21 protein-coding genes are annotated in these 16,802 nt (G+C 62.2%); 16 read left to right on the top strand and 5 right to left on the bottom strand.

What is annotated here, in order from left to right:
- Window positions 1-98 precede the first annotated feature (98 nt).
- The 3 genes from PU133_RS13335 to PU133_RS13325 all read right to left on the bottom strand — a co-directional run bounded on the left by PU133_RS13335 (window position 99) and on the right by PU133_RS13325 (window position 1,440).
- Window positions 99-293 (bottom strand): hypothetical protein, encoded by a 195-nt coding sequence (locus PU133_RS13335; protein WP_404862098.1) that lies wholly within the window; start codon window positions 291-293, stop codon window positions 99-101.
- A gap of 97 nt (window positions 294-390) precedes the next feature.
- Window positions 391-672, bottom strand: a complete 282-nt coding sequence (locus PU133_RS13330; RefSeq protein WP_404862097.1) for a hypothetical protein — start codon at window positions 670-672, stop codon at window positions 391-393.
- 18 nt (window positions 673-690) lie between these two features.
- Window positions 691-1,440 carry an XRE family transcriptional regulator gene (locus tag PU133_RS13325; RefSeq protein WP_404862096.1) on the bottom strand — a complete coding sequence of 250 codons (750 nt, stop codon included), beginning with the start codon at window positions 1,438-1,440 and terminating at the stop codon, window positions 691-693.
- A gap of 20 nt (window positions 1,441-1,460) precedes the next feature.
- Here PU133_RS13325 and PU133_RS13320 point away from each other — a divergent pair, with 20 nt between their 5' ends.
- The 7 genes from PU133_RS13320 to PU133_RS13290 all read left to right on the top strand — a co-directional run bounded on the left by PU133_RS13320 (window position 1,461) and on the right by PU133_RS13290 (window position 5,048).
- On the top strand, window positions 1,461-1,715 hold the full coding sequence (locus PU133_RS13320; protein WP_404862095.1) for a hypothetical protein: 255 nt from the start codon (window positions 1,461-1,463) through the stop codon (window positions 1,713-1,715).
- Between the two features lie 271 nt (window positions 1,716-1,986).
- Window positions 1,987-2,490, top strand: coding sequence for a hypothetical protein (locus PU133_RS13315; protein WP_404862094.1), 504 nt, complete (start codon window positions 1,987-1,989; stop codon window positions 2,488-2,490).
- A complete protein-coding gene (locus PU133_RS13310; RefSeq protein WP_404862093.1) occupies window positions 2,487-2,723 on the top strand; it encodes a hypothetical protein in 237 nt (78 codons plus the stop codon). The genes PU133_RS13315 and PU133_RS13310 overlap by 4 nt, the downstream gene beginning before the upstream one ends.
- Window positions 2,716-3,216: a GcrA family cell cycle regulator gene (locus tag PU133_RS13305; RefSeq protein ID WP_404862092.1), complete on the top strand. Its 501-nt coding sequence runs from the start codon at window positions 2,716-2,718 to the stop codon at window positions 3,214-3,216. Before PU133_RS13310 ends, PU133_RS13305 begins: the two co-directional genes overlap by 8 nt.
- Window positions 3,217-3,218: 2 nt before the next feature.
- Window positions 3,219-3,551: a helix-turn-helix domain-containing protein gene (locus tag PU133_RS13300; RefSeq protein ID WP_404862091.1), complete on the top strand. Its 333-nt coding sequence runs from the start codon at window positions 3,219-3,221 to the stop codon at window positions 3,549-3,551.
- On the top strand, window positions 3,551-4,729 hold the full coding sequence (locus tag PU133_RS13295) for an MT-A70 family methyltransferase (protein WP_404862090.1): 1,179 nt from the start codon (window positions 3,551-3,553) through the stop codon (window positions 4,727-4,729). The genes PU133_RS13300 and PU133_RS13295 overlap by 1 nt, the downstream gene beginning before the upstream one ends.
- Window positions 4,722-5,048, top strand: a complete 327-nt coding sequence (locus PU133_RS13290; RefSeq protein ID WP_404862089.1) for a hypothetical protein — start codon at window positions 4,722-4,724, stop codon at window positions 5,046-5,048. Before PU133_RS13295 ends, PU133_RS13290 begins: the two co-directional genes overlap by 8 nt.
- Before the next feature lie 74 nt (window positions 5,049-5,122).
- Here the strand turns inward: PU133_RS13290 and PU133_RS13285 are convergent, their stop codons facing one another.
- Window positions 5,123-6,187: a hypothetical protein gene (locus PU133_RS13285; RefSeq protein ID WP_404862088.1), complete on the bottom strand. Its 1,065-nt coding sequence runs from the start codon at window positions 6,185-6,187 to the stop codon at window positions 5,123-5,125.
- 68 nt (window positions 6,188-6,255) lie between these two features.
- Between PU133_RS13285 and PU133_RS13280 the strand changes: the two genes are divergently transcribed.
- The 3 genes from PU133_RS13280 to PU133_RS13270 are packed head-to-tail and all read left to right on the top strand — an operon-like array spanning window position 6,256 to window position 9,138.
- Window positions 6,256-7,152: a DNA adenine methylase gene (locus PU133_RS13280; RefSeq protein ID WP_404862087.1), complete on the top strand. Its 897-nt coding sequence runs from the start codon at window positions 6,256-6,258 to the stop codon at window positions 7,150-7,152.
- Entirely contained in the window at window positions 7,149-8,504 is a 1,356-nt protein-coding gene (locus PU133_RS13275) for a hypothetical protein (protein WP_404862086.1), read from the top strand. Before PU133_RS13280 ends, PU133_RS13275 begins: the two co-directional genes overlap by 4 nt.
- Complete coding sequence (locus tag PU133_RS13270) at window positions 8,485-9,138, top strand: transcription termination/antitermination protein NusG (protein WP_404862085.1); 654 nt, start codon at window positions 8,485-8,487, stop codon at window positions 9,136-9,138. The genes PU133_RS13275 and PU133_RS13270 overlap by 20 nt, the downstream gene beginning before the upstream one ends.
- A 169-nt stretch (window positions 9,139-9,307) precedes the next feature.
- Here PU133_RS13270 and PU133_RS13265 read toward each other — a convergent pair whose 3' ends face one another.
- The gene (locus PU133_RS13265; protein WP_404862084.1) at window positions 9,308-10,126 is read right to left on the bottom strand and encodes a hypothetical protein; all 819 of its coding nucleotides are present in this window, start codon (window positions 10,124-10,126) and stop codon (window positions 9,308-9,310) included.
- Window positions 10,127-10,264: 138 nt separating this feature from the next.
- Here PU133_RS13265 and PU133_RS13260 point away from each other — a divergent pair, with 138 nt between their 5' ends.
- The 6 genes from PU133_RS13260 to PU133_RS13235 all read left to right on the top strand — a co-directional run bounded on the left by PU133_RS13260 (window position 10,265) and on the right by PU133_RS13235 (window position 16,801).
- The gene (locus PU133_RS13260; protein ID WP_404864537.1) at window positions 10,265-11,014 is read left to right on the top strand and encodes a hypothetical protein; all 750 of its coding nucleotides are present in this window, start codon (window positions 10,265-10,267) and stop codon (window positions 11,012-11,014) included.
- Between the two features lie 196 nt (window positions 11,015-11,210).
- Window positions 11,211-11,900 (top strand): hypothetical protein, encoded by a 690-nt coding sequence (locus PU133_RS13255; protein ID WP_404862083.1) that lies wholly within the window; start codon window positions 11,211-11,213, stop codon window positions 11,898-11,900.
- Window positions 11,897-13,936, top strand: coding sequence for a phage terminase large subunit family protein (locus PU133_RS13250; protein ID WP_404862082.1), 2,040 nt, complete (start codon window positions 11,897-11,899; stop codon window positions 13,934-13,936). The genes PU133_RS13255 and PU133_RS13250 overlap by 4 nt, the downstream gene beginning before the upstream one ends.
- 2 nt (window positions 13,937-13,938) lie before the next feature.
- Window positions 13,939-14,184, top strand: a complete 246-nt coding sequence (gpW, locus tag PU133_RS13245) for a gpW family head-tail joining protein (RefSeq protein ID WP_404862081.1) — start codon at window positions 13,939-13,941, stop codon at window positions 14,182-14,184.
- The gene (locus PU133_RS13240; RefSeq protein ID WP_404862080.1) at window positions 14,184-15,890 is read left to right on the top strand and encodes a phage portal protein; all 1,707 of its coding nucleotides are present in this window, start codon (window positions 14,184-14,186) and stop codon (window positions 15,888-15,890) included. Before gpW ends, PU133_RS13240 begins: the two co-directional genes overlap by 1 nt.
- The gene (locus tag PU133_RS13235) at window positions 15,887-16,801 is read left to right on the top strand and encodes a S49 family peptidase (protein ID WP_404862079.1); all 915 of its coding nucleotides are present in this window, start codon (window positions 15,887-15,889) and stop codon (window positions 16,799-16,801) included. The genes PU133_RS13240 and PU133_RS13235 overlap by 4 nt, the downstream gene beginning before the upstream one ends.
- The last annotated feature ends 1 nt before the right edge of the window (window position 16,802 follow it).

Raw genomic sequence — 16,802 nt, 5'->3', positions numbered from 1 at the left:
GCTGTATGCTCGGCGGCGCCATTGTCTGGTTCACTGGTGTGGTGGGGTTAGCGCTGATCCTGGCGCTGTACTGATCCAATTTATCAAGCAGGATCGGTTCAGCCGGCTGCGTAAGTTGCGATGGCGAAGGTAAGGCCGGAGATGGCCAGAGCGACCCCGAGAACCGTCGCGATCATGCCCCAGAGACCATTGACGGTTGGCATGGATCCGAGCTTGACGAGGATTTCGTCCAGCTTGTTTTCGATACGGTCGAGGCGTTGCTCGGTCATGTCGGCCCTGACTTCCAGTCTCACGACGCGTTCCATATCGCCAAATGTGCCCCCGCCGCTGCCGTCTTGCAAGGGGTCATTCTGCCTCTGGTCTGGCCTGAGGCTCCCGATCCATACGGCTTCAGGCATCGGAAGCATCCAATTCCGCGACGACCTTTTCGCGCAGGATCGGCGCCGTGAAGGCGCAATTGTCGCAGACCAGCAATAGAAATGCCGTCGCCTGCATCCCTCCGGATATATGATCTCCACGTGGCGTCAGCGGGAACTGGTAGGATCGATCGCGCGTTTCGCCGACAAGGGACCATCGTTTTGAGCTGCACATAGGGCACGTTGGCGAAATGCCCTTCTTGTCGACGAATTTCTTGTAATCCTCACTCTGCAGATCGCGATCTTTCATCGTCATCCCTTCAATTCTCGAAGCTTAAACACCGTAGATCTCGTTGGCCGTCAGCACCTTGTGGATGGCGACCACGAAGGGGCGGGGCAGCTCGACATCGGCCTTTGGATTGTGCTTGCCGATGACGACGGCCGACTCCGTGCGCTTGCGGAATATGCCGATCGTGGCCTCGACCGGGTCATGCTCGGCATTGCGGGCCTGCACCACGATCGCGTCGCCGAGACGCGGCGGCTTGTGCGGATGGATGTAGACCAGGTCGCCGGGGTTAAACTGCGGCTCCATCGATGTGCCTTCGACGTAGAGCGCGTAGATGTCCCTGGCGGTCGCGAGGCTCGGCGGACGGCGGACATAGTCAATGACGGCTGTCTCAATCTGAAACGCGCCGCGTAGATGCGATCCGGCTGCGGTGCCCATGACTGGCACGTCCTTGGGCATCTCGTAGTGGCGAGGGATGGGTGCCGTTGCTTCGCGCACATCCGTTCGAATCGCGCTAGGTGCCCTTTCGGTGCCGTTGATGAGCCAATCCGGAGACACGTCCAAGGCTGAAGCAATCTTGCTCAGGGTTTCAGCTTTCGGTGACGCATGCGGTCGGTCGAAGAGCTTTTGGAAATAACCGCGATCTAGCCCAGCGGTCCTGGCCGCCGCTTCCAGAGATAGCTGTTTGTCGTCAATCGCTTGTCGGATTCGATCGTGCATGCTTTGGCTCATTTGCGGATTATCGTCCGCTTGTTGCATAAATGAAAGCGGACAGGTGACGCTTGACAATGCGGACATCTGACCGCATTCATTCGAGCATGAACTTGCGAGAACAACTGCTGCTCACTTCCGCGCGATACGGCGATGCGTCCAGAATTGGGCGCAAACGCGTATCCACGCTCGTTCTCAATCGGGGTTCAAAGCTCGACGACATCGCCGAAGGCGGTGATCTGGCGACCGGGACGTTCGAGCGCGCCATGCAGTGGTTCTCCGACAACTGGCCTGCCGATGCCGTGTGGCCGGCAGACGTTCCGCGCCCGGTGCCGGTTCAGGTCGAGGAGGCTGCCGAATGAGCCTTCATCGTTTCCGCAGCGTGGGGAAGTCGTTATCGGGTTTGACGCCTTGCGCGCCTGCGGCGTCGCGGTGGGTTCATACCCGGAAGATCGTCGGTTCGACTCCGGCCGCTGCAACCAGCCTTGCGTCTGCATCTGCACCCCCTTCGTTGCGCGGCCCCTGATGGCGTTCGCGTGAGCTGAATTCACCACTTGCCGAACAATCCCACCACGGGATTTCACGCCGGATAATCCCGGCGCGGGATTTCGTGTGCCTAGACGAGGGCACATCATGAGCGAACTGACGAAAGCGCCGTTTTCCGATGCCTGGTTTCACCGGCTGAAGGCGGCACAGCGCGACCTGATCAAGCGCTGCGGCGGGATCGACCGCGCTGCCGAGGTGACATCGGTTTCGCGCAGCCAGGTCGGCCGCTGGAACAATGCCGTCGATCCGGATCTGGTGACCATTCCAGCGCTGCTGATGCTCGAAGCCGAATGCGGGCAACCGCTGATCACGTCCGTGCTCGCGGGCATCGGCGGGCGCCGGCTGGCCGATCCTGACGAGCTGGACGCCGGCGGCGCAAGCTCCTGCGCGCTGACCGCCCACGCCGAAACGATTTCGCGGGCAGGGGAACTGATGCAGGTCGGTGCACGTGCTCTCGCCGACGGCAAGCTGACGCCGGCAGAGGCGACCGAAATGGACCGCGCGGCCTCGTCGATGGAGAAGAGCGTGGCAGATCTGCGCACGGTTCTCTCACGCGCCAAGGTGTTGCGCGTCGTAGGTGACGAGCGATGAGCGCGGCCCGGATCAACCAGACGCGGCCGGGGCTCTATCGAAGCCGCAAGCTTGCGGCCCGGGATCCCAACAAGGCTGCACGCGTGGATGTCGAAGCCGGTTCACCTCGGCGATCGCCGCTTCGCCGGCATGTCGATGTGCTCGATCAGGCGATTGGCTTCTGCGCGGTCAATCCTGTCGCCGACCGGCTGCCCGGCGGCCTCTTTATCGGAGGCTGGGCCAGCAATGGTTGATTGGACCAGCAGCATGGCGGAAACCGCCAAAGATATGCGCCGCGAGGGCATGAGCTGTGGGCTCATCGCGCAACGCCTCGGAGTGAGCCGCAATGCCGTGATCGGCAAGCTCAACCGCATGGGTGTGCCTTCGCCGCGCGAGCCCGGTGGCCATGGCGGACCTGGCACCCGTATCCAGCTCGGCAAGCGTGAGGCGCCAGAGACGCCGCGCGGACCGAAGGCCGTGAAGCTCAAGGATGGTCTGCCGCCTTCTGTCAAAGCGTCGGCAGCCGGCCTGGATGCAGAACGGCTGGCGAAGGACATCAGTCTTGCGCAGCTCGGAGGCTTTCAGTGCCATTTCCCGGTGAGCGGTCATCAGGTGGCTGCCGATGAGCACCGGTTTTGCGGCCTGCCGGTGGCGGACCGCGACGCCGGCGAACTGAAGCTCAACCGTCGCTACTGCCAGCATCATGCCGCTCGGGCCCGTGCGCGCGACGGACAGGGTGGGGTCTAACGATGGCGGCGCCCTTTCAGAAGATGGTCGGCGTGCAGGTGAGCGTGACTGCGCGGGCAAAGGCCGTGCTGGATGCCCAGGCACAGGCGCGGAACTATTCGACCTCCGCATGGTGCGGGCTGCTCTTCGACATGGCGTTCGCGGCGGTCTGCGCGCGCGAGAAGGGCGCCATTCATACCGATGCGGATCTCGACGCAATCGTCGGCGCCTGCTTGCTGCTGCATGCACGCGCGGAGTGGGACACGGCGGAAATTGCCCAGAAGCTGGGCGTCCCTGAAGCGACCGTGGTGCGCATCCTGGACACTTGGCGCGATTATCGACGGGGCGAGGTGTGATGGAAGCGCACCCGCTCGCCGATCTCTTCCCGATGATGAGCGACGACGACTTCGTGCGCTTCGCCGACGACGTCGCTGATCGCGGGCAGCGCGAAGCGATCGTGCTGCTTGATGGCAAGATCCTCGACGGTCGCAACCGTTTCAAGGCGTGCGAGAAGTGGGGACTGGTGGCGGAGACGTGCGAGTTCGAAGGGGATGATCCGCTCGGCTTCGTGCTCTCGAAGAACCTGCACCGACGGCACCTGACCGAAAGCCAGCGTGCCATGGTCGCGGCCGGGCTGGTCGACTGGGAAACAGGCATCAATCAGCATTCGGGTGGGTGTGCAAATTTGCCCGCCCGCGAGGCTGGGCGCCGGCTGTCGATCTCGGAGCGCGCCGTCAAAGCGGCCAAGCGTATCCGCGAGCGCGGCGCCGACGAGCTGGTGGAAGCGATCCGCGATGGGCGGGTTTCGGTTCATGCCGGCGAAGCCATTTCCGAGCTGCAGCGCGAGGCGCAAGCCGAGGTGCTCCGGCAGGAAGAGAAAGCGATCGTCGAGCGTGCCAAAGCGATCCGCGCCGAACGGCAAAGGCTGCGCCACCAGGTGCGCATCGAACACATGGCCTTTGTCAGCAACGCGGGCGCCGCGACGGCCGGCCCGGTCGGCAAGAACTATCCGATCATCTATGCCGACCCGCCGTGGAAGTTCGGCGTGCGATCGGAAGAGACCGGCCGCGAGAAGAGCGCGGAAAACCACTATCCGACGATGCCGACCGACGAGATTTGCCAGCTGTTCGAGAAGATCGGCAGTCCGGCCAAGCGCGACGCGGTGCTCTTCCTCTGGGCGACGAACCCGATGCTTCGGGACGGACTTCAGGTTCTGGACGCTTGGGGCTTTACCTACGTCCACCACTGGATCTGGGACAAGGAAGTTGCGGGCACCGGCTATTGGGGCCGCGATCGACACGAGCTTCTACTGATCGGCAGGCGCGGCGATGTGCCGGCGCCGCTGCCCGGTTCGCAGCCTGAGACGGTCTATTCCGAGCGGAAAGGTAGGCACTCGGCCAAGCCCGACTTCTACGCCGAGACGATCGAGCGGCTCTATCCCAACATGGCACGCCTCGAGCTGTTCTGCCGTTCGCCACGGCCTGGCTGGGATGCCTGGGGCTTTGAGGCAGGCGAGGGCGCTTCCGATGGATGACCTCCTCCCGATCATCGAGGGCCTGCGCGATGCTGCCGACGATGGGGCACGCGCGGACATGCTGCTGCGGATGCCGTTGGAGATCCTGCTCAAACGCGAACTGCAGATCCACGCTGAGCTCACGCGGCTGAACTTCCAGCCCGGACTCGACTGGCTCGCAATCGAGATATCCGCGCTTCGCCGGACGCGCAGTGAGTACGGCGAACTGGGCTTTTCAACGGATAGGGCACTTCTCGGCGCGCGGCTTTCGCTCGCCTCGGTGCGTGACAAGCGGGATTTGGCGCCCGCGACAGGGGGCGCAGTTTCATGCAGCGGATGATCATCGACAGTTTCGCCGACGGCGGTGAAGCCATACCGTCAGCCCGGATCCTTGCTCATGCCTGGGCGGCTGCACTAATTGCTATGGCGCTGGAGATTGAGAACTTCGTCCGCAATGAAATCACGACCTTCTTTTGTCATGAGCCTCTCACCTGCAAAGACGTTAGAAAACTGGCTCGGGACACTGATAATTCGGCTCGCCCAGTCAATTTCAGTGACACCTATCGGAGGCCGATCGCTCCAATAAAAATTGTTCCGAGGACGCAGATCAGGCATGTCGTCTATGCTTTCAATCCCAAAATTTACGGCCCCGGAAAAGTCGCAAGACTGGAACGTGTTTTCCTGAATCATGTAGCCGATCTCCTCGATTTTGCAGTTTCGAAAAAAGCAGGATTCGAAATCGGACATGTCTTTGATGCTTGCTTTCGAAAAATAGACTTTTTCAAAAGTGCTGTGCCGACAGGCTTCATTGAAGTGGGGATACTGTGTGTCCATGCGCCCTCCATAATATCTGACGAGGCGCACGCCCAAAATTGGTACCCAGATAGATCTCGGCGCGAAGCGTTTGTTATCCTTGTTCGGTCCTTCGAACTTCAAAGATCGGGCGGCCTGAAACCCCAAGCTGTGGCCAGAACCCAACGCATCGATCGCAGCAATAGCCAACGGACTTCTGTGATCGGTTGGATGAACTTGCTCCAAATAGTCGGCGATCAAATTCATCGCCTGTTTCGCAAAGAGCCTGTGTTGAGTTTGAACAACGGCTTCCAGCGATGCCAATCCGGCAGATTGTTTGCCAGTCTGAGAGTCGAAGACCAGCGCTGCACCGTCCTGCAGCAACTTCGCCCAGTTGGCTTCCTCTGTTGCTCGAAGCTGATCCCGCGCTGTGTTCGTCTGACGCTCATTGATCTTGCCCCGCCAGATGACGGTGCAAAAAGTCACTACGGCCGCTCCCGCGGTGACAAACGCAGCGGCCACTGCGGTTCGCTTTTGGGCCAGTTCGATCTCTCCTGCCAAAATGATCCATCCAGCAGCGATAAACATCCAAACGATCAGCATCACAGCCGAGGCGAGTGCAATTGCCTCCCACGTCCCCTCCTTTATCGTGGGCGTTTCGCTTACAGGGTCGCCGTCAACGCTCATCTCAAAGTCCCCCAGTCAAGTGCCGTGAACGATAGTCGGTTGTTTTCAGACGGCAAGCGGGTGCAGACATGAAAGCACTTGATCGGCCAATCCTGCGCTGGCACGGCGGCAAGTGGCGCCTCGCGCCGTGGATCATCGGCCACTTTCCGCCGCACCGGGTCTATGTCGAACCGTTCGGCGGGGCGGCCAGCGTGCTGATGCGCAAGCCGCGGCTTTGGGCTGAGTGCTACAACGATTTGGACGGCGACGTGGTCAACGTCTTCCAGGTGCTGCGCGATCGCGTGGCAGCTGCGGATCTACGCGCCCGGCTGGCGCTGACACCTTTTGCTCGAGCTGAGTTCGACGCGACCTATAAGCCGGCGGCCGACCCGATCGACGCGGCGCACAAGACGATCGTGCGTAGCTTCATGGGGCATGGCTCCGACAGCGTCTCGAGATCCTGCCGGACCGGCTTTCGCGCGAAGATGAGCGACAACCGCGCATTTGCATCGCAGGCCTGGAGCAACTACGCCGACGCAGTCCCGTTCTTCTGCGAGCGGTTGCAGGGCGTGCTGATCGAGCAGCGCGACGCGCGGGAAGTTATGACGCGTCTGGATGGCGTCGACACGCTGCACTACGTCGACCCGCCTTACATGATCGCCACGCGATCGTCGCTCGCGGGCGGGCGCGGTGCGACGCACGGCTATCGGCACGAGCTGACCGACGACGACCACGACACCCTTCTGGAGTTCCTGGACGGATTGCGGGGCTATGTCGTGCTCTCCGGCTACCCATCGGAAGACTACGACCGTGCGCTCGGCCATTGGCGGCGCGTGGAAATGCGCGCGCTGGCCGACGGTGCCAAGGAGCGAACCGAAGTGCTCTGGATCAACCCTGCCTGCGCAGCCGCGCTGGACGCGCAGGCAGGCGGGCTGGGCATGCCGCTCTTCGGTGTTCTCGACGATGCAAGGGAGGCTGCGGAATGAGTGCACGCCTCCTCGGGCTCGGCTTTGGCTGCGACATGGGTACGCCCTGCCGCAAGCTGATCCTGCTCAAGCTGATCGACGCCTGCGACGACGATGGCAGCCGGATATTCCCGGCGGTCGCAACGATCGCGCGCGCGGCGCAGTGTTCCACACGGCAGGTGCAGCGCGAGCTCTCCACGATGGTCGATATCGGCCTGCTGGCGATCGTGCGCGCCGGCGGCTGCGGCCCGAAATCGACCCGTGAATATGCGATGGACCTGACCGTACTGCGGCGGATCGAGGCGGACGGGTGGAATGCGGTTTCGGCGCAAGCGCCTGCAAATAAGGGTGACACCGTGTCACCCTTAGCGGATGACGACGATGCGCCTAAGGGTGACATGGGTGGCACGCCAAGGGTGACACCGGCGACAGATAAGGGTGACTCCCATTGTCACCCAACCCCTCCTTACCCCTCCAAAGACCCCTCAGAGAGAGAGGCGCGCGAGCGCGGGATCGATTCCGATCTGGAAGGGCAGGACGAAAGCGAGACCGTCCAAGTCGACAGCCCGAAGGCAGATGAGCCGAAAGCCGATGAGGTGAAAACGGGCGATCGACCGGGAACGGCCGATTTCGAGAAGCGCGTCATGCGGCTCTGCAACGGTCGTGGCTTCGACGCTGGACCGTGGAAGAACTGGGACACCTCGTCGCCTGGGCATGTGGCGCGGCAGTTCGCCAAGCTGACGGCCGACGAGCGACTGGAAGCCGAGCGGTGGCGGGACGCCTATCTGCGGGACGTGGAGCGGCGCAAGAAACAGCCGATCCCGATCGCGAACTATCTGCGCGACAAGCTCTGGAACGGGCTCGACCCGAAGATCCTGGAGCGCGCGGAGAAGGCGGCGCTGGCGGCAAAGGGCCATGCGCCAAGCGACCAGGCGGCGCCCTTTGGCAAGGCTTGGGGCGCGCATCGGTTCATCCACATGCTGCAGCCGCATGGACCGCTGCCGAAGCCCTCGCTGTTCATCCAGACCATGATCGAACGGGGCGGCGACGAGGGTGAGCGCTATCGGCTGCAGCACCTCGCGACGCATGGCTGGCCGCTTGTGAACCGCATGCACACCGCCGCGGCACAAGGGCGCGGATGGCAGGTAGGCGCGGCGGCGCTGGCGCTTGGCGAGAGCTTCGAGAAGGTGCGCAGCGGTTCGGCGGAATGGGAGGCGTGGCGGGCGCTGCATGAGCGGCGGGGCTGGCCTTGGCTGCCGGATGGGCCGGACTGGATCTGGATGCCGGCGGGCAAGGATCCGGACGCGGCGATGGTGGAATTCGAGAAGGCAGTGAAGGCGAGGGATGCGGACGATGATGATGAAGCGGCTTGAGACGGGATTCGCCGATGCCGATGCGGCGCTGCGCAGGATGCAGAAGACGGCCAACCTTCGCTCGATCGAGGCGAGCTTCCTCACGATGGCAAACCGTCAGCAGCCAGGCGAACGGCGCTGGTATGCGCTCGTGGTGCAGAACGGCCATGAGAAGGACGTGGCGGAACGGCTGGAGAAGGCGGATATCCACAGCTGGATTCCTATGCGCATTAAGAAGGGTCGACGCATTCGAGGACGGAAGAGGCCACCGATCGAGGCGCCTGTGATTGGCGGGTTCGTGTTCGTTGAAGTGGTGCCCGGGGCGGCATGCTTTGCTGGTCTGCGCGGCCTCAAGGGTGTGATCTGGATCGTCGGTGCGGGCGAGACGCCGATGCCGATCCGGATGAAGGAACTGGAGCGATTCAAGGACTTGGCCAAGGGTGGCGCATTCGACAAAGGCGGGTCGCATGACCCCGACGCGCTTCGGGCGGGAGACAAGGTGACGATCGTCGATGGTCCATTTGGGACGTTCGACGGACGTATCGAAGCGCTGGGCTCAGGTGCGATGAAGGATGCTGCTCTGGTGCTGCTCGACGTGTTCGGTCGTCCATGCCCCTCATGGATGCCTCTTGCGCTGATCAAGCGACTCGATTAGCGAATCTGACCCAGGACGACCATCGATCTGTGTGCAGCGACTGAGGGCAGCGGCGAGACCGCTGACAAGTGAGGCGAAAGCCTCCTCGCCGAGCGCCTGGTGATCCAGCCAATCCAGATGCGATTGGCACCAATGGCGGCTTGTGGCCGCGATCGAGACGGCATGAATTTCAGTCTTGATGTTTGCCTAGAACACGCGATCCCTTTTCAACGATAATGTGTGGCAACATTTGTTCGGCGAGCGAGTCAATGTTCTCGGGCCGGAGCTGAACTTCGCCCTCAAATTGTTGAAGCGATTTTTCTATGACGTACTCTACGTCGGACACTAATTGTATGATGCTCGTTCGCACCGACGAGTAATCAGCAATAACGCCATAGAAAACAAGTAAAGCAGCAAGAGATCCGCCACTTATAACTAATTGTCCATCTACAACTCTTAGAGAACCTAAATGGGCTGTACCACCTTTTATCGATAGGTCGCCTTGGTATCGATCTCGGAGTGTTCGATTAATTTGATCGATTAACGGGCGCGCTATCGTATCAGGGTCGACATTCAGCCTCCTGTCGATGTGTAGAATCTTGTTGGGGATGTAAAATCCAACGCGGGCCAGCAAAATTCTGTCGGGAAGACTTGGTGCGACTGTTGCCGGCAATCGAGGCAGTATAGCGTCCGGCACAGGGCTTTGCAGCGCAGCCGAAGCACTTCTCTCGGTGCTGTCTGTAGGTTTGTCATCCTCGTTTGGGACGGGCCGCCGGGCTTCGGGGCCGGGAATACCCGCTTCTGGTGGCTGGATGTTCGATCGATCGGTGTCGTCGTCCTCTACCGTCACACCATGATCATCCATTGCCGAAGCCAATATTGCACGGATAGTCTCGGCGAGGCTTTGGTTTATCGACTGAGCGTAAGCATCCAGTCGTCGTCGCAGCAATCTGTCGAACCTTATCGAATAAGGGTGATTGGGCTTACCTTCATCGTCACGATTGACCAAATGCGCTCTCCTTCAAGAATTCGCTGGCAACCTATTGTTGAATGTCTAAGGGATCGTTGACCTCCCAGGCTGCAACCAAACGCGGTATGATCGTCACGAGTAAAGCCACTCTCAGTCAGAAGACTTTTGTTGAAAAAGATGAGCCCTAATGGTTTGCGCTTCGACACGCGGCAGCTTATGCGGCGGATGGGCACCATCGAACGGCAGCAACTGCCTTACGCCACCATGCTAGCGCTCAATGAAACGGTGAAGGGTGCCCGGGTCGCCGTTCAACAGGAGATGAACCGGGTCTTCGACCGCCCGACACCGTTTGCCAAACGCGGTGTCGTCTATGAGCGGGCACAGAAAACGGACTTCCGAGCGTCGGTGGTTCTCTATGGGAGCCGATCGCGGGGCGGGCTACCGCCGGCAGCTTTTCTCGGACCACAGATCGAGGGCGGCATGCGGTCGCTGAAGAGTTTCGAAAAGCAACTCGTTTCACGCGGCATGATGCCTCAAGGCCGTGTTGCGGTGCCAGCGGCCAAGACACAGCTCAATCGCTACGGCAACGTGACGCAAGGTTTTCTCAACCGCGTGATGGCCGATCTTCAGGTCGACTATCGAGGGGCGGGCGCGACTCGGGCGCGGACCGATCAATCGCTGAAGCGCAATCGACACTACAAGCAGGCGCGGTTCTTTGTGCCTAAGCGTGGCTCGCAGCTCTATCCCGGTGTCTACCAACGCGATCCGCGCAATCAGAAGATCTTCCCGGTGCTGCTGTTTGTGCCGGCTCGGGCCTATCGGAAGCTCCTGCAGTTCCATGAGGTAGTCGCGCGCTATGCCGAGGCAAACCTCGCCGAGCACTTCGCACGGGCGTTCGATCGGGCGATGGCGACCGCGAGACGGTAGGCCCGACGGCCGGCAGCTGCCTGGCCCAAGTGACTGACACAGGGCAGATATCGCGGTGAAAGAGCGGCGGGTCCTTCCTGGCCAAACTCGCCGCGCGGGGATTTCGGACGGCTTGGTGTCGGCAGTCTGAGGCGAAATCAAAAGCCTAAAGTCAGAGCCTAAAGACCAATCCTAAAGAGTTGGGTTCGCTAAAGTCATGACCGCCCTGGAGACGGCAGAGACAGTGACGAAGGGCGAGTTCGCAGCGGCGATCGGCGTTTCGCCGGGTCGCGTCTCGCAGTACATCGCGGAACGCAAGATCTTCGGCGCGGCTCTCAGGGGCGAGGGACGCGCGGCGCGCATTCATCTGCCGACAGCCCGGGCGCAACTTCAAAAGACCCTGGAGCCCTCGCAGCATCTCGGGGGCAACGGGCAAGCGCTCCGCGGTTCGCTCTTCGACCCAGTGAGTTCAGCGGGTGAGCGATCGGCGCAGGCTGAGCTTCCTACGCGGCGTCCAGTCGCCGCGGCGCCATCGCTTATTGTCGAGCCGCCGCTCGACGATATCGCGGCCGAGCGGCTGAAACAGATGCGCATCAAAACTGCGCAGGCCGAGCGGCAGGAAGCGCTTGAGCGGGGCCGCTACATGCTGGCGGAGGCCGCGCGGCGCGAGATGGGCAAGGCGGTCGGCGAGGCCTTCAAGGTCATGGAGCGGGGACTGCAAGACATGGCGGCCGAGCTCGCCGAGCAATTCTCGCTGCCGCAACGCGATGTGCATCACGCTCTGCAGAAAGCCTTTCGCACCGTGCGCGTCGAGGCCGCCTCACGGTTTCGTGCACAGGCGGACGGCGAACCAGAACTGGTCGCAGATCCCGCATCGACTGATGTCGACGATGAAGCCGCCGCATGACTGCTCTCTTCAATCCAGCCCGGATCGCTTACGAGGCGCTCGCAGCCGCGACGGAACCGCCGCCGCCCGTCGATTATCTGACCTGGGCGAAGGCCAACATCGTTTTCTCGGAGCGCATCTCTGCGTTTCCCGGCCCATACAACGAGGCGCTCTTCCCGTTCTTCTCGGAAATCCTGAAGGCGCTTTCACCAGACGATCCATGCTCGATCGTGACCCTGCGCAAGTCGGCGCAGGTCGGTGGCACAATCCTCGCCAACATCTTCACGCTCGGCACGATCGACATGGATCCGTGCGATTTCCTTTACGTCCACCCGACCGAAGAGAACGCCTCGCGCTGGTCGAAGACGAAGCTGATGCCGCTGGTGCGCGAAACCGACGCGATCCGAGCGCTCTTCAGCGAAACGAGCCGCGATGGTGGCAACTCGATACTCTACAAGGAACGGGTCGACGGGCGCGGTGCCATCCAGGCTGCCGGTGCCAACTCGCCAGCCGGCCTGTCGATGATTTCGCCCCGAAAGCAAGTCCAGGACGATCTGGCCAAGTGGGCGATGAACGAGGCCGGGGATCCGGAGACCCAAGCCGACAGCCGCTCCAAGGCATTCTTCAACCGCAAGGTCTTCAAGATCTCGACGCCGTTGATCGCCCCTGGCTGCCGTGTGAGCAGCAATTTCAGCACGGGATCGGAAGAGGCCTATCACGTCCCTTGTCCGCATTGCTCGGAGCTGCAGGAACTTCGCTGGGAAAACATGCGGGATCACCTCGATCCCGATCGGCCGGAGACCGCGCACTTCGTCTGCATTCACTGCGGCTGCGAGATCCACGAGCGCCATCGGGTCTGGATGGTGGACCCGGCCAACGGTGCGCACTGGGTGGCGAAGTATCCGGAGCGGGCGCGCTATCATCGGTCCTTCCACATTTGGGTCGCCTATTCGCCACTGGAATCCTGGGAGGCGCTCGCGCGCGCCTGGGTGAAGGTGCAAAGCGGTGGGCCGGATGACCGGGAGAAGTCGGCAGGTGCCGAACAGGTCTTCTGGAACGACTGGCTCGGACTGCCTTTCGAGGTCGACAATCGCGCCGTCGCCTGGGAAGATCTGCGGGATCGGGCCGAACAGACGGGGACGCCTCGCGGTACGGTGCCAGCCGATATGCTGGTGCTGACGCTTGGGATTGACGTCCAGGGCGATCGCGTCGAGTGGCTTCTCCGCGGCTGGGGCCGCAACCGGACAAGCGCAATCGTCGATTTCGGCGTGATCGATAGCAGAGCGGGCAGCCACCTCGCGGAGCGGCGCGAACATAGCGGTCACATCTCCGAGCCCGAGGTCAGAGCAGCACTCGATCAGCTTCTAAAGCGCACATGGCTCGACGAGAATGGCATCGCGCGGTCCGTCGATCTGACGGCGATCGACGGCAACGCCTACACCGAAGACGTCTGGCAATGGGTGCGGCGCCATCCGATCACACAGGTGGTCATGGTGCGCGGTGACAATCGCGACACTGCGCCGATGCTGTCGCAGGTTCGCGAGTTCGACCGCAAGGGCGCGCCCAAAAAGAACAAGTGGGCACGGCGCTTCTTCAACTTCAACGCGTCCGTGATGAAGATGGGGCTCTATCGGAGCTACCGAAAAGACGATCCGACACAGGCTGGCTTCATCGGGTTTGCAGCCGGCCTTGGCGACGACTTTTTCGAACAGGCGACATCCGAGATCCGCATCGCCGAAAAGACGCGGAGCGGCCACGCACGCTACATCTGGAAGCTGCCATCGGGCCGGCGCAACGAGGCGCTCGACATGATGAACCAGGCGCAGGCGGCGGCGATCCGCCTCGGCGTCAATTACTGGACCGACGATCAGTGGGACGCGATAGCGGAGCGCATCGCTGCCATGGAGCCGCCGGTACAGCCAGACCTCGAAGATTTGATCAGCCCGGTCGGCGCGCCGGTTCGCGCGCAGAGTGACGGATCGGCGAAAGGCGGCGCCCTGGTGGCGGCTGCTCTCGCTCGGGCCGAACGCGCTGCCCAACGCAACAGAAAGCGATGACAATGCCGATCAATCAGGTTCTCACGGTGGAGGAGCGCGCCGTCGTCGTCTCACAACTCGCTGAGGCACAGGCAGCTCTGCATCGTGTCGAGATCGGCGGCCAGACCGCGAGCGTTGCCTATGATGGCGAGAGCGTCAGCTACAGCCCGGCCAATGTCGGTCAGTTGCGGCACTATGTGCGGACCCTGGAGGCAAAGCTCGGTCTGCGGACATCCGCACGGGCGCGTTCGCGAGGGGTGCGCTTTTGATGACTGAGACCCGTCCTATCATTTACGGCGCCGATGGCGAGCCCGTTCCTACCCATCTTCGTCGCGCAGCTCGCGTGCGCAACGCTCGCTCCGGCCTTCAGGGCAGCTATCAGGGTGCCTCGCACGATCACCCGTCCTTCGCCAACTGGAACGCCGGAACCTATTCCGGACAGTCCGCCCTATCGTATTCACGGCCGGCGCTGGCCGACCGTCTGAACGATCTTGCCCGCAACGATGGCTGGGGCGCGGCCGGTACGTCGCGCCTCGTCGACAACATCGTCGGCTCGGGTTGGACGCTCTCGGCCAAACCGAACTATCGGTCGCTCAACATGAGCTACGAGCAGGCCGAGGACTGTGCCGACAGGATCGAGGCGCTATGGCGCGACTACACGCAGGATGTTGACAAATGGTGCGACGCCGAGCGCTCCAAGTCGATGGCGGGGCTTCTCGGTCTTGCAGCGCGCAACCGCTTCGGGCCTGAAGGCGAGGCCTTCGGTCTCCTGGTCTGGCACGAGAATGCCCCGCATTTCCAGACCGCGATCCAGATCGTCGATCCTGCCCGCTGCTCAAATCCCATGGGCAGGCTCGATGAAGAGTTCCTGCGTGATGGCGTCGCGATCGACGGCTATGGCGCGCCAACCGGCTATCATTTTCGCAGGTCTCACCCGGGCGACTATTTCCATGGCCGCGCCAATCTCTGGCAATGGGACTATATCGAACGCCAGACCGAGTGGGGCCGTCCGGTCGTCATCCATGCCTTCGAGCAGAAGCGGGCGGGCATGACGCGCGGTGTGTCCGACTGGGCGCCGGTGATGCGTTCGATCAAACAGTCGACCGACTACGAGGACTATGAAAGCCAGGCAGCACTTCTGAATGCCGTGATGGCCGCGTTCATCGAAACGCCTTTCGATCCGGATGAACTGCTCGACGCGCTCGGCAGCGATGGAAGCCAGTCGGCCGTGGCGGGTATGTTCGGCGAGATCGCCAACGCGCAGAAGGCGTTCTATGGCGCGGCTCCGATCGATCTTCCAGGTGTTCGGATCAACACGCTGCAACCCGGCGAAAAGGCGACGCTGACGAGACCCGAGCATCCGAACGCGAACTTCGAAGTCTTCGTCAATGCAGCGCTGCGCAAGATCGCGAGTGCGATTGGCCTGAGCTATGAGCAGCTCACCATGGACTGGTCGCAGGTCAACTATTCATCGGCGCGCGCGGCACTCCTCGAAATCTGGCGCGGCCTTACGGCCAAGAAGGGCGGCTTCGCCTCCCAATTCATGGCGCCGATCTATCGCGCGTTTGTCGAGGAAATCTTCGACAAGGGGCTGATTGAATTGCCGTCGGGTGCCGTCTCCTTCGAGGAAAATCCGGCTGCCTGGTGCCATGCGGAATGGATTGGGCCTGGCCGTGGCTGGATCGACCCGCTTCGCGAAGCCCAAGCTGCGAGCCAGCGACTGGAAAGCCATCTCACCACGCGTCAGCAGGAAGCAGCCGAACAGGGCCGGGACTGGAAAATGGACGCCGAACAGCGGGCGCGCGAAGAGCGCTATTACAGCGAGCTCGGGCTGACGATACCGGAGGCTGGCGGACAGCCGCGGCCGACGTCTCAGAATGCCGATGTCGATCAGGATGAAGAGATCGAAGACGACGTCAACGGTCGCCGCAAAGCCCATGGCATTCCCACGATCCGGAGGAAATCTGCCCGATGATTGCCATGCCGGAAATCGCTGCGCGGATGTTCAACACGCCGCTGATGCTCGACGTCGCCAAGGCCGATGTGATCGCGCGCGCCTTCGGGCCCCGTATCCTTGGGGGGACGGTCGACGTCGACCTTCAGGGCGCCAACGACATGGGCATTTTGCCGCAGCGGCTGAACCGCTGGCGGGCCTCGGACGGGACCAGTGCTGCCACGCCTCACCGGATCGGCGCGGTCGCACTGATCGAGGTCGAGGGCTCGCTTGCCAACAAGGGCACCCACATAGGCCAGTCGTCGGGCGTCACGAGCTATGAGGGTATCGCAGCGCAGCTGGAGGAAGTGGCGAACGATGACAGCATCAAGGGGCTCGTCGTCGAGATCGACAGCTTTGGGGGGATGGTCGACGGCTGTTTTGCCTGCGCCGAGAAGCTGCATCGCCTGTCGCTCCAGAAGCCGACGATCGCCATCCTGACCGATCACGCCTGCTCGGCCGCGTATCTCATCGCGTCGGCCTGCCGCTCGATCATCATTCCGTCGACTGGATTTGCCGGCTCGATCGGCGTCATTTCCATGCATGTCGACATGAGCGGCGCGGCGGCCAAACAGGGCCTGACCGTCACGATCCTGCGTGCCGGCGCCAAGAAGGCGAAGCCGGGCCCGTTCGAAGCGATGAGTGAGGAAGAATACGCCGAGAGCATCGCTGAGATGGAGGCCATGCGTGTCGAATTCGCAGACGCTGTCGGCCGATATCGGGGAGCGCGTCTGACAAAAGACAATGCGCTTGCGACCGAGGCGGCCGTCTATCGCGGCGCCAAAGCCGTCGATCTCGGCCTGGTCGACGCCGTTGCGCTGCCGGAAGACGCGCTCGCCGCGTTCATTGCAGAGATGGACGCCGCCGGCGTTCGAGACTTGAACCACCCCTAAG

The sequence above is a fragment of the Georhizobium sp. MAB10 genome (assembly GCF_045012825.1).
Classification (GTDB): Bacteria; Pseudomonadota; Alphaproteobacteria; order Rhizobiales; family Rhizobiaceae; genus Georhizobium; species Georhizobium profundi.
The sequence above is the reverse complement of the archived record's forward strand: the minus strand, read 5'-3'. Positions and strand labels throughout refer to the sequence as shown.

What these genes read in the sequence shown, in the direction of transcription:
- PU133_RS13275 (WP_404862086.1), top strand. Translation starts at nt 7,149, where the DNA reads ATGAGTGCACGCCTCCTCGGGCTCGGCTTTGGCTGCGACATGGGTACG.
- PU133_RS13240 (WP_404862080.1), top strand. Translation starts at nt 14,184, where the DNA reads ATGACTGAGACCCGTCCTATCATTTACGGCGCCGATGGCGAGCCCGTT.
- PU133_RS13300 (WP_404862091.1), top strand. Translation starts at nt 3,219, where the DNA reads ATGGCGGCGCCCTTTCAGAAGATGGTCGGCGTGCAGGTGAGCGTGACT.
- PU133_RS13315 (WP_404862094.1), top strand. Translation starts at nt 1,987, where the DNA reads ATGAGCGAACTGACGAAAGCGCCGTTTTCCGATGCCTGGTTTCACCGG.
- PU133_RS13250 (WP_404862082.1), top strand. Translation starts at nt 11,897, where the DNA reads ATGACTGCTCTCTTCAATCCAGCCCGGATCGCTTACGAGGCGCTCGCA.
- PU133_RS13320 (WP_404862095.1), top strand. Translation starts at nt 1,461, where the DNA reads ATGAACTTGCGAGAACAACTGCTGCTCACTTCCGCGCGATACGGCGAT.
- PU133_RS13255 (WP_404862083.1), top strand. Translation starts at nt 11,211, where the DNA reads ATGACCGCCCTGGAGACGGCAGAGACAGTGACGAAGGGCGAGTTCGCA.
- PU133_RS13295 (WP_404862090.1), top strand. Translation starts at nt 3,551, where the DNA reads ATGGAAGCGCACCCGCTCGCCGATCTCTTCCCGATGATGAGCGACGAC.
- gpW (WP_404862081.1), top strand. Translation starts at nt 13,939, where the DNA reads ATGCCGATCAATCAGGTTCTCACGGTGGAGGAGCGCGCCGTCGTCGTC.
- PU133_RS13270 (WP_404862085.1), top strand. Translation starts at nt 8,485, where the DNA reads ATGATGATGAAGCGGCTTGAGACGGGATTCGCCGATGCCGATGCGGCG.
- PU133_RS13305 (WP_404862092.1), top strand. Translation starts at nt 2,716, where the DNA reads ATGGTTGATTGGACCAGCAGCATGGCGGAAACCGCCAAAGATATGCGC.
- PU133_RS13325 (WP_404862096.1), bottom strand. Translation starts at nt 1,440, where the DNA reads ATGTCCGCATTGTCAAGCGTCACCTGTCCGCTTTCATTTATGCAACAA.
- PU133_RS13290 (WP_404862089.1), top strand. Translation starts at nt 4,722, where the DNA reads ATGGATGACCTCCTCCCGATCATCGAGGGCCTGCGCGATGCTGCCGAC.
- PU133_RS13280 (WP_404862087.1), top strand. Translation starts at nt 6,256, where the DNA reads ATGAAAGCACTTGATCGGCCAATCCTGCGCTGGCACGGCGGCAAGTGG.
- PU133_RS13310 (WP_404862093.1), top strand. Translation starts at nt 2,487, where the DNA reads ATGAGCGCGGCCCGGATCAACCAGACGCGGCCGGGGCTCTATCGAAGC.
- PU133_RS13330 (WP_404862097.1), bottom strand. Translation starts at nt 672, where the DNA reads ATGACGATGAAAGATCGCGATCTGCAGAGTGAGGATTACAAGAAATTC.
- PU133_RS13260 (WP_404864537.1), top strand. Translation starts at nt 10,265, where the DNA reads ATGAGCCCTAATGGTTTGCGCTTCGACACGCGGCAGCTTATGCGGCGG.
- PU133_RS13285 (WP_404862088.1), bottom strand. Translation starts at nt 6,187, where the DNA reads ATGAGCGTTGACGGCGACCCTGTAAGCGAAACGCCCACGATAAAGGAG.
- PU133_RS13235 (WP_404862079.1), top strand. Translation starts at nt 15,887, where the DNA reads ATGATTGCCATGCCGGAAATCGCTGCGCGGATGTTCAACACGCCGCTG.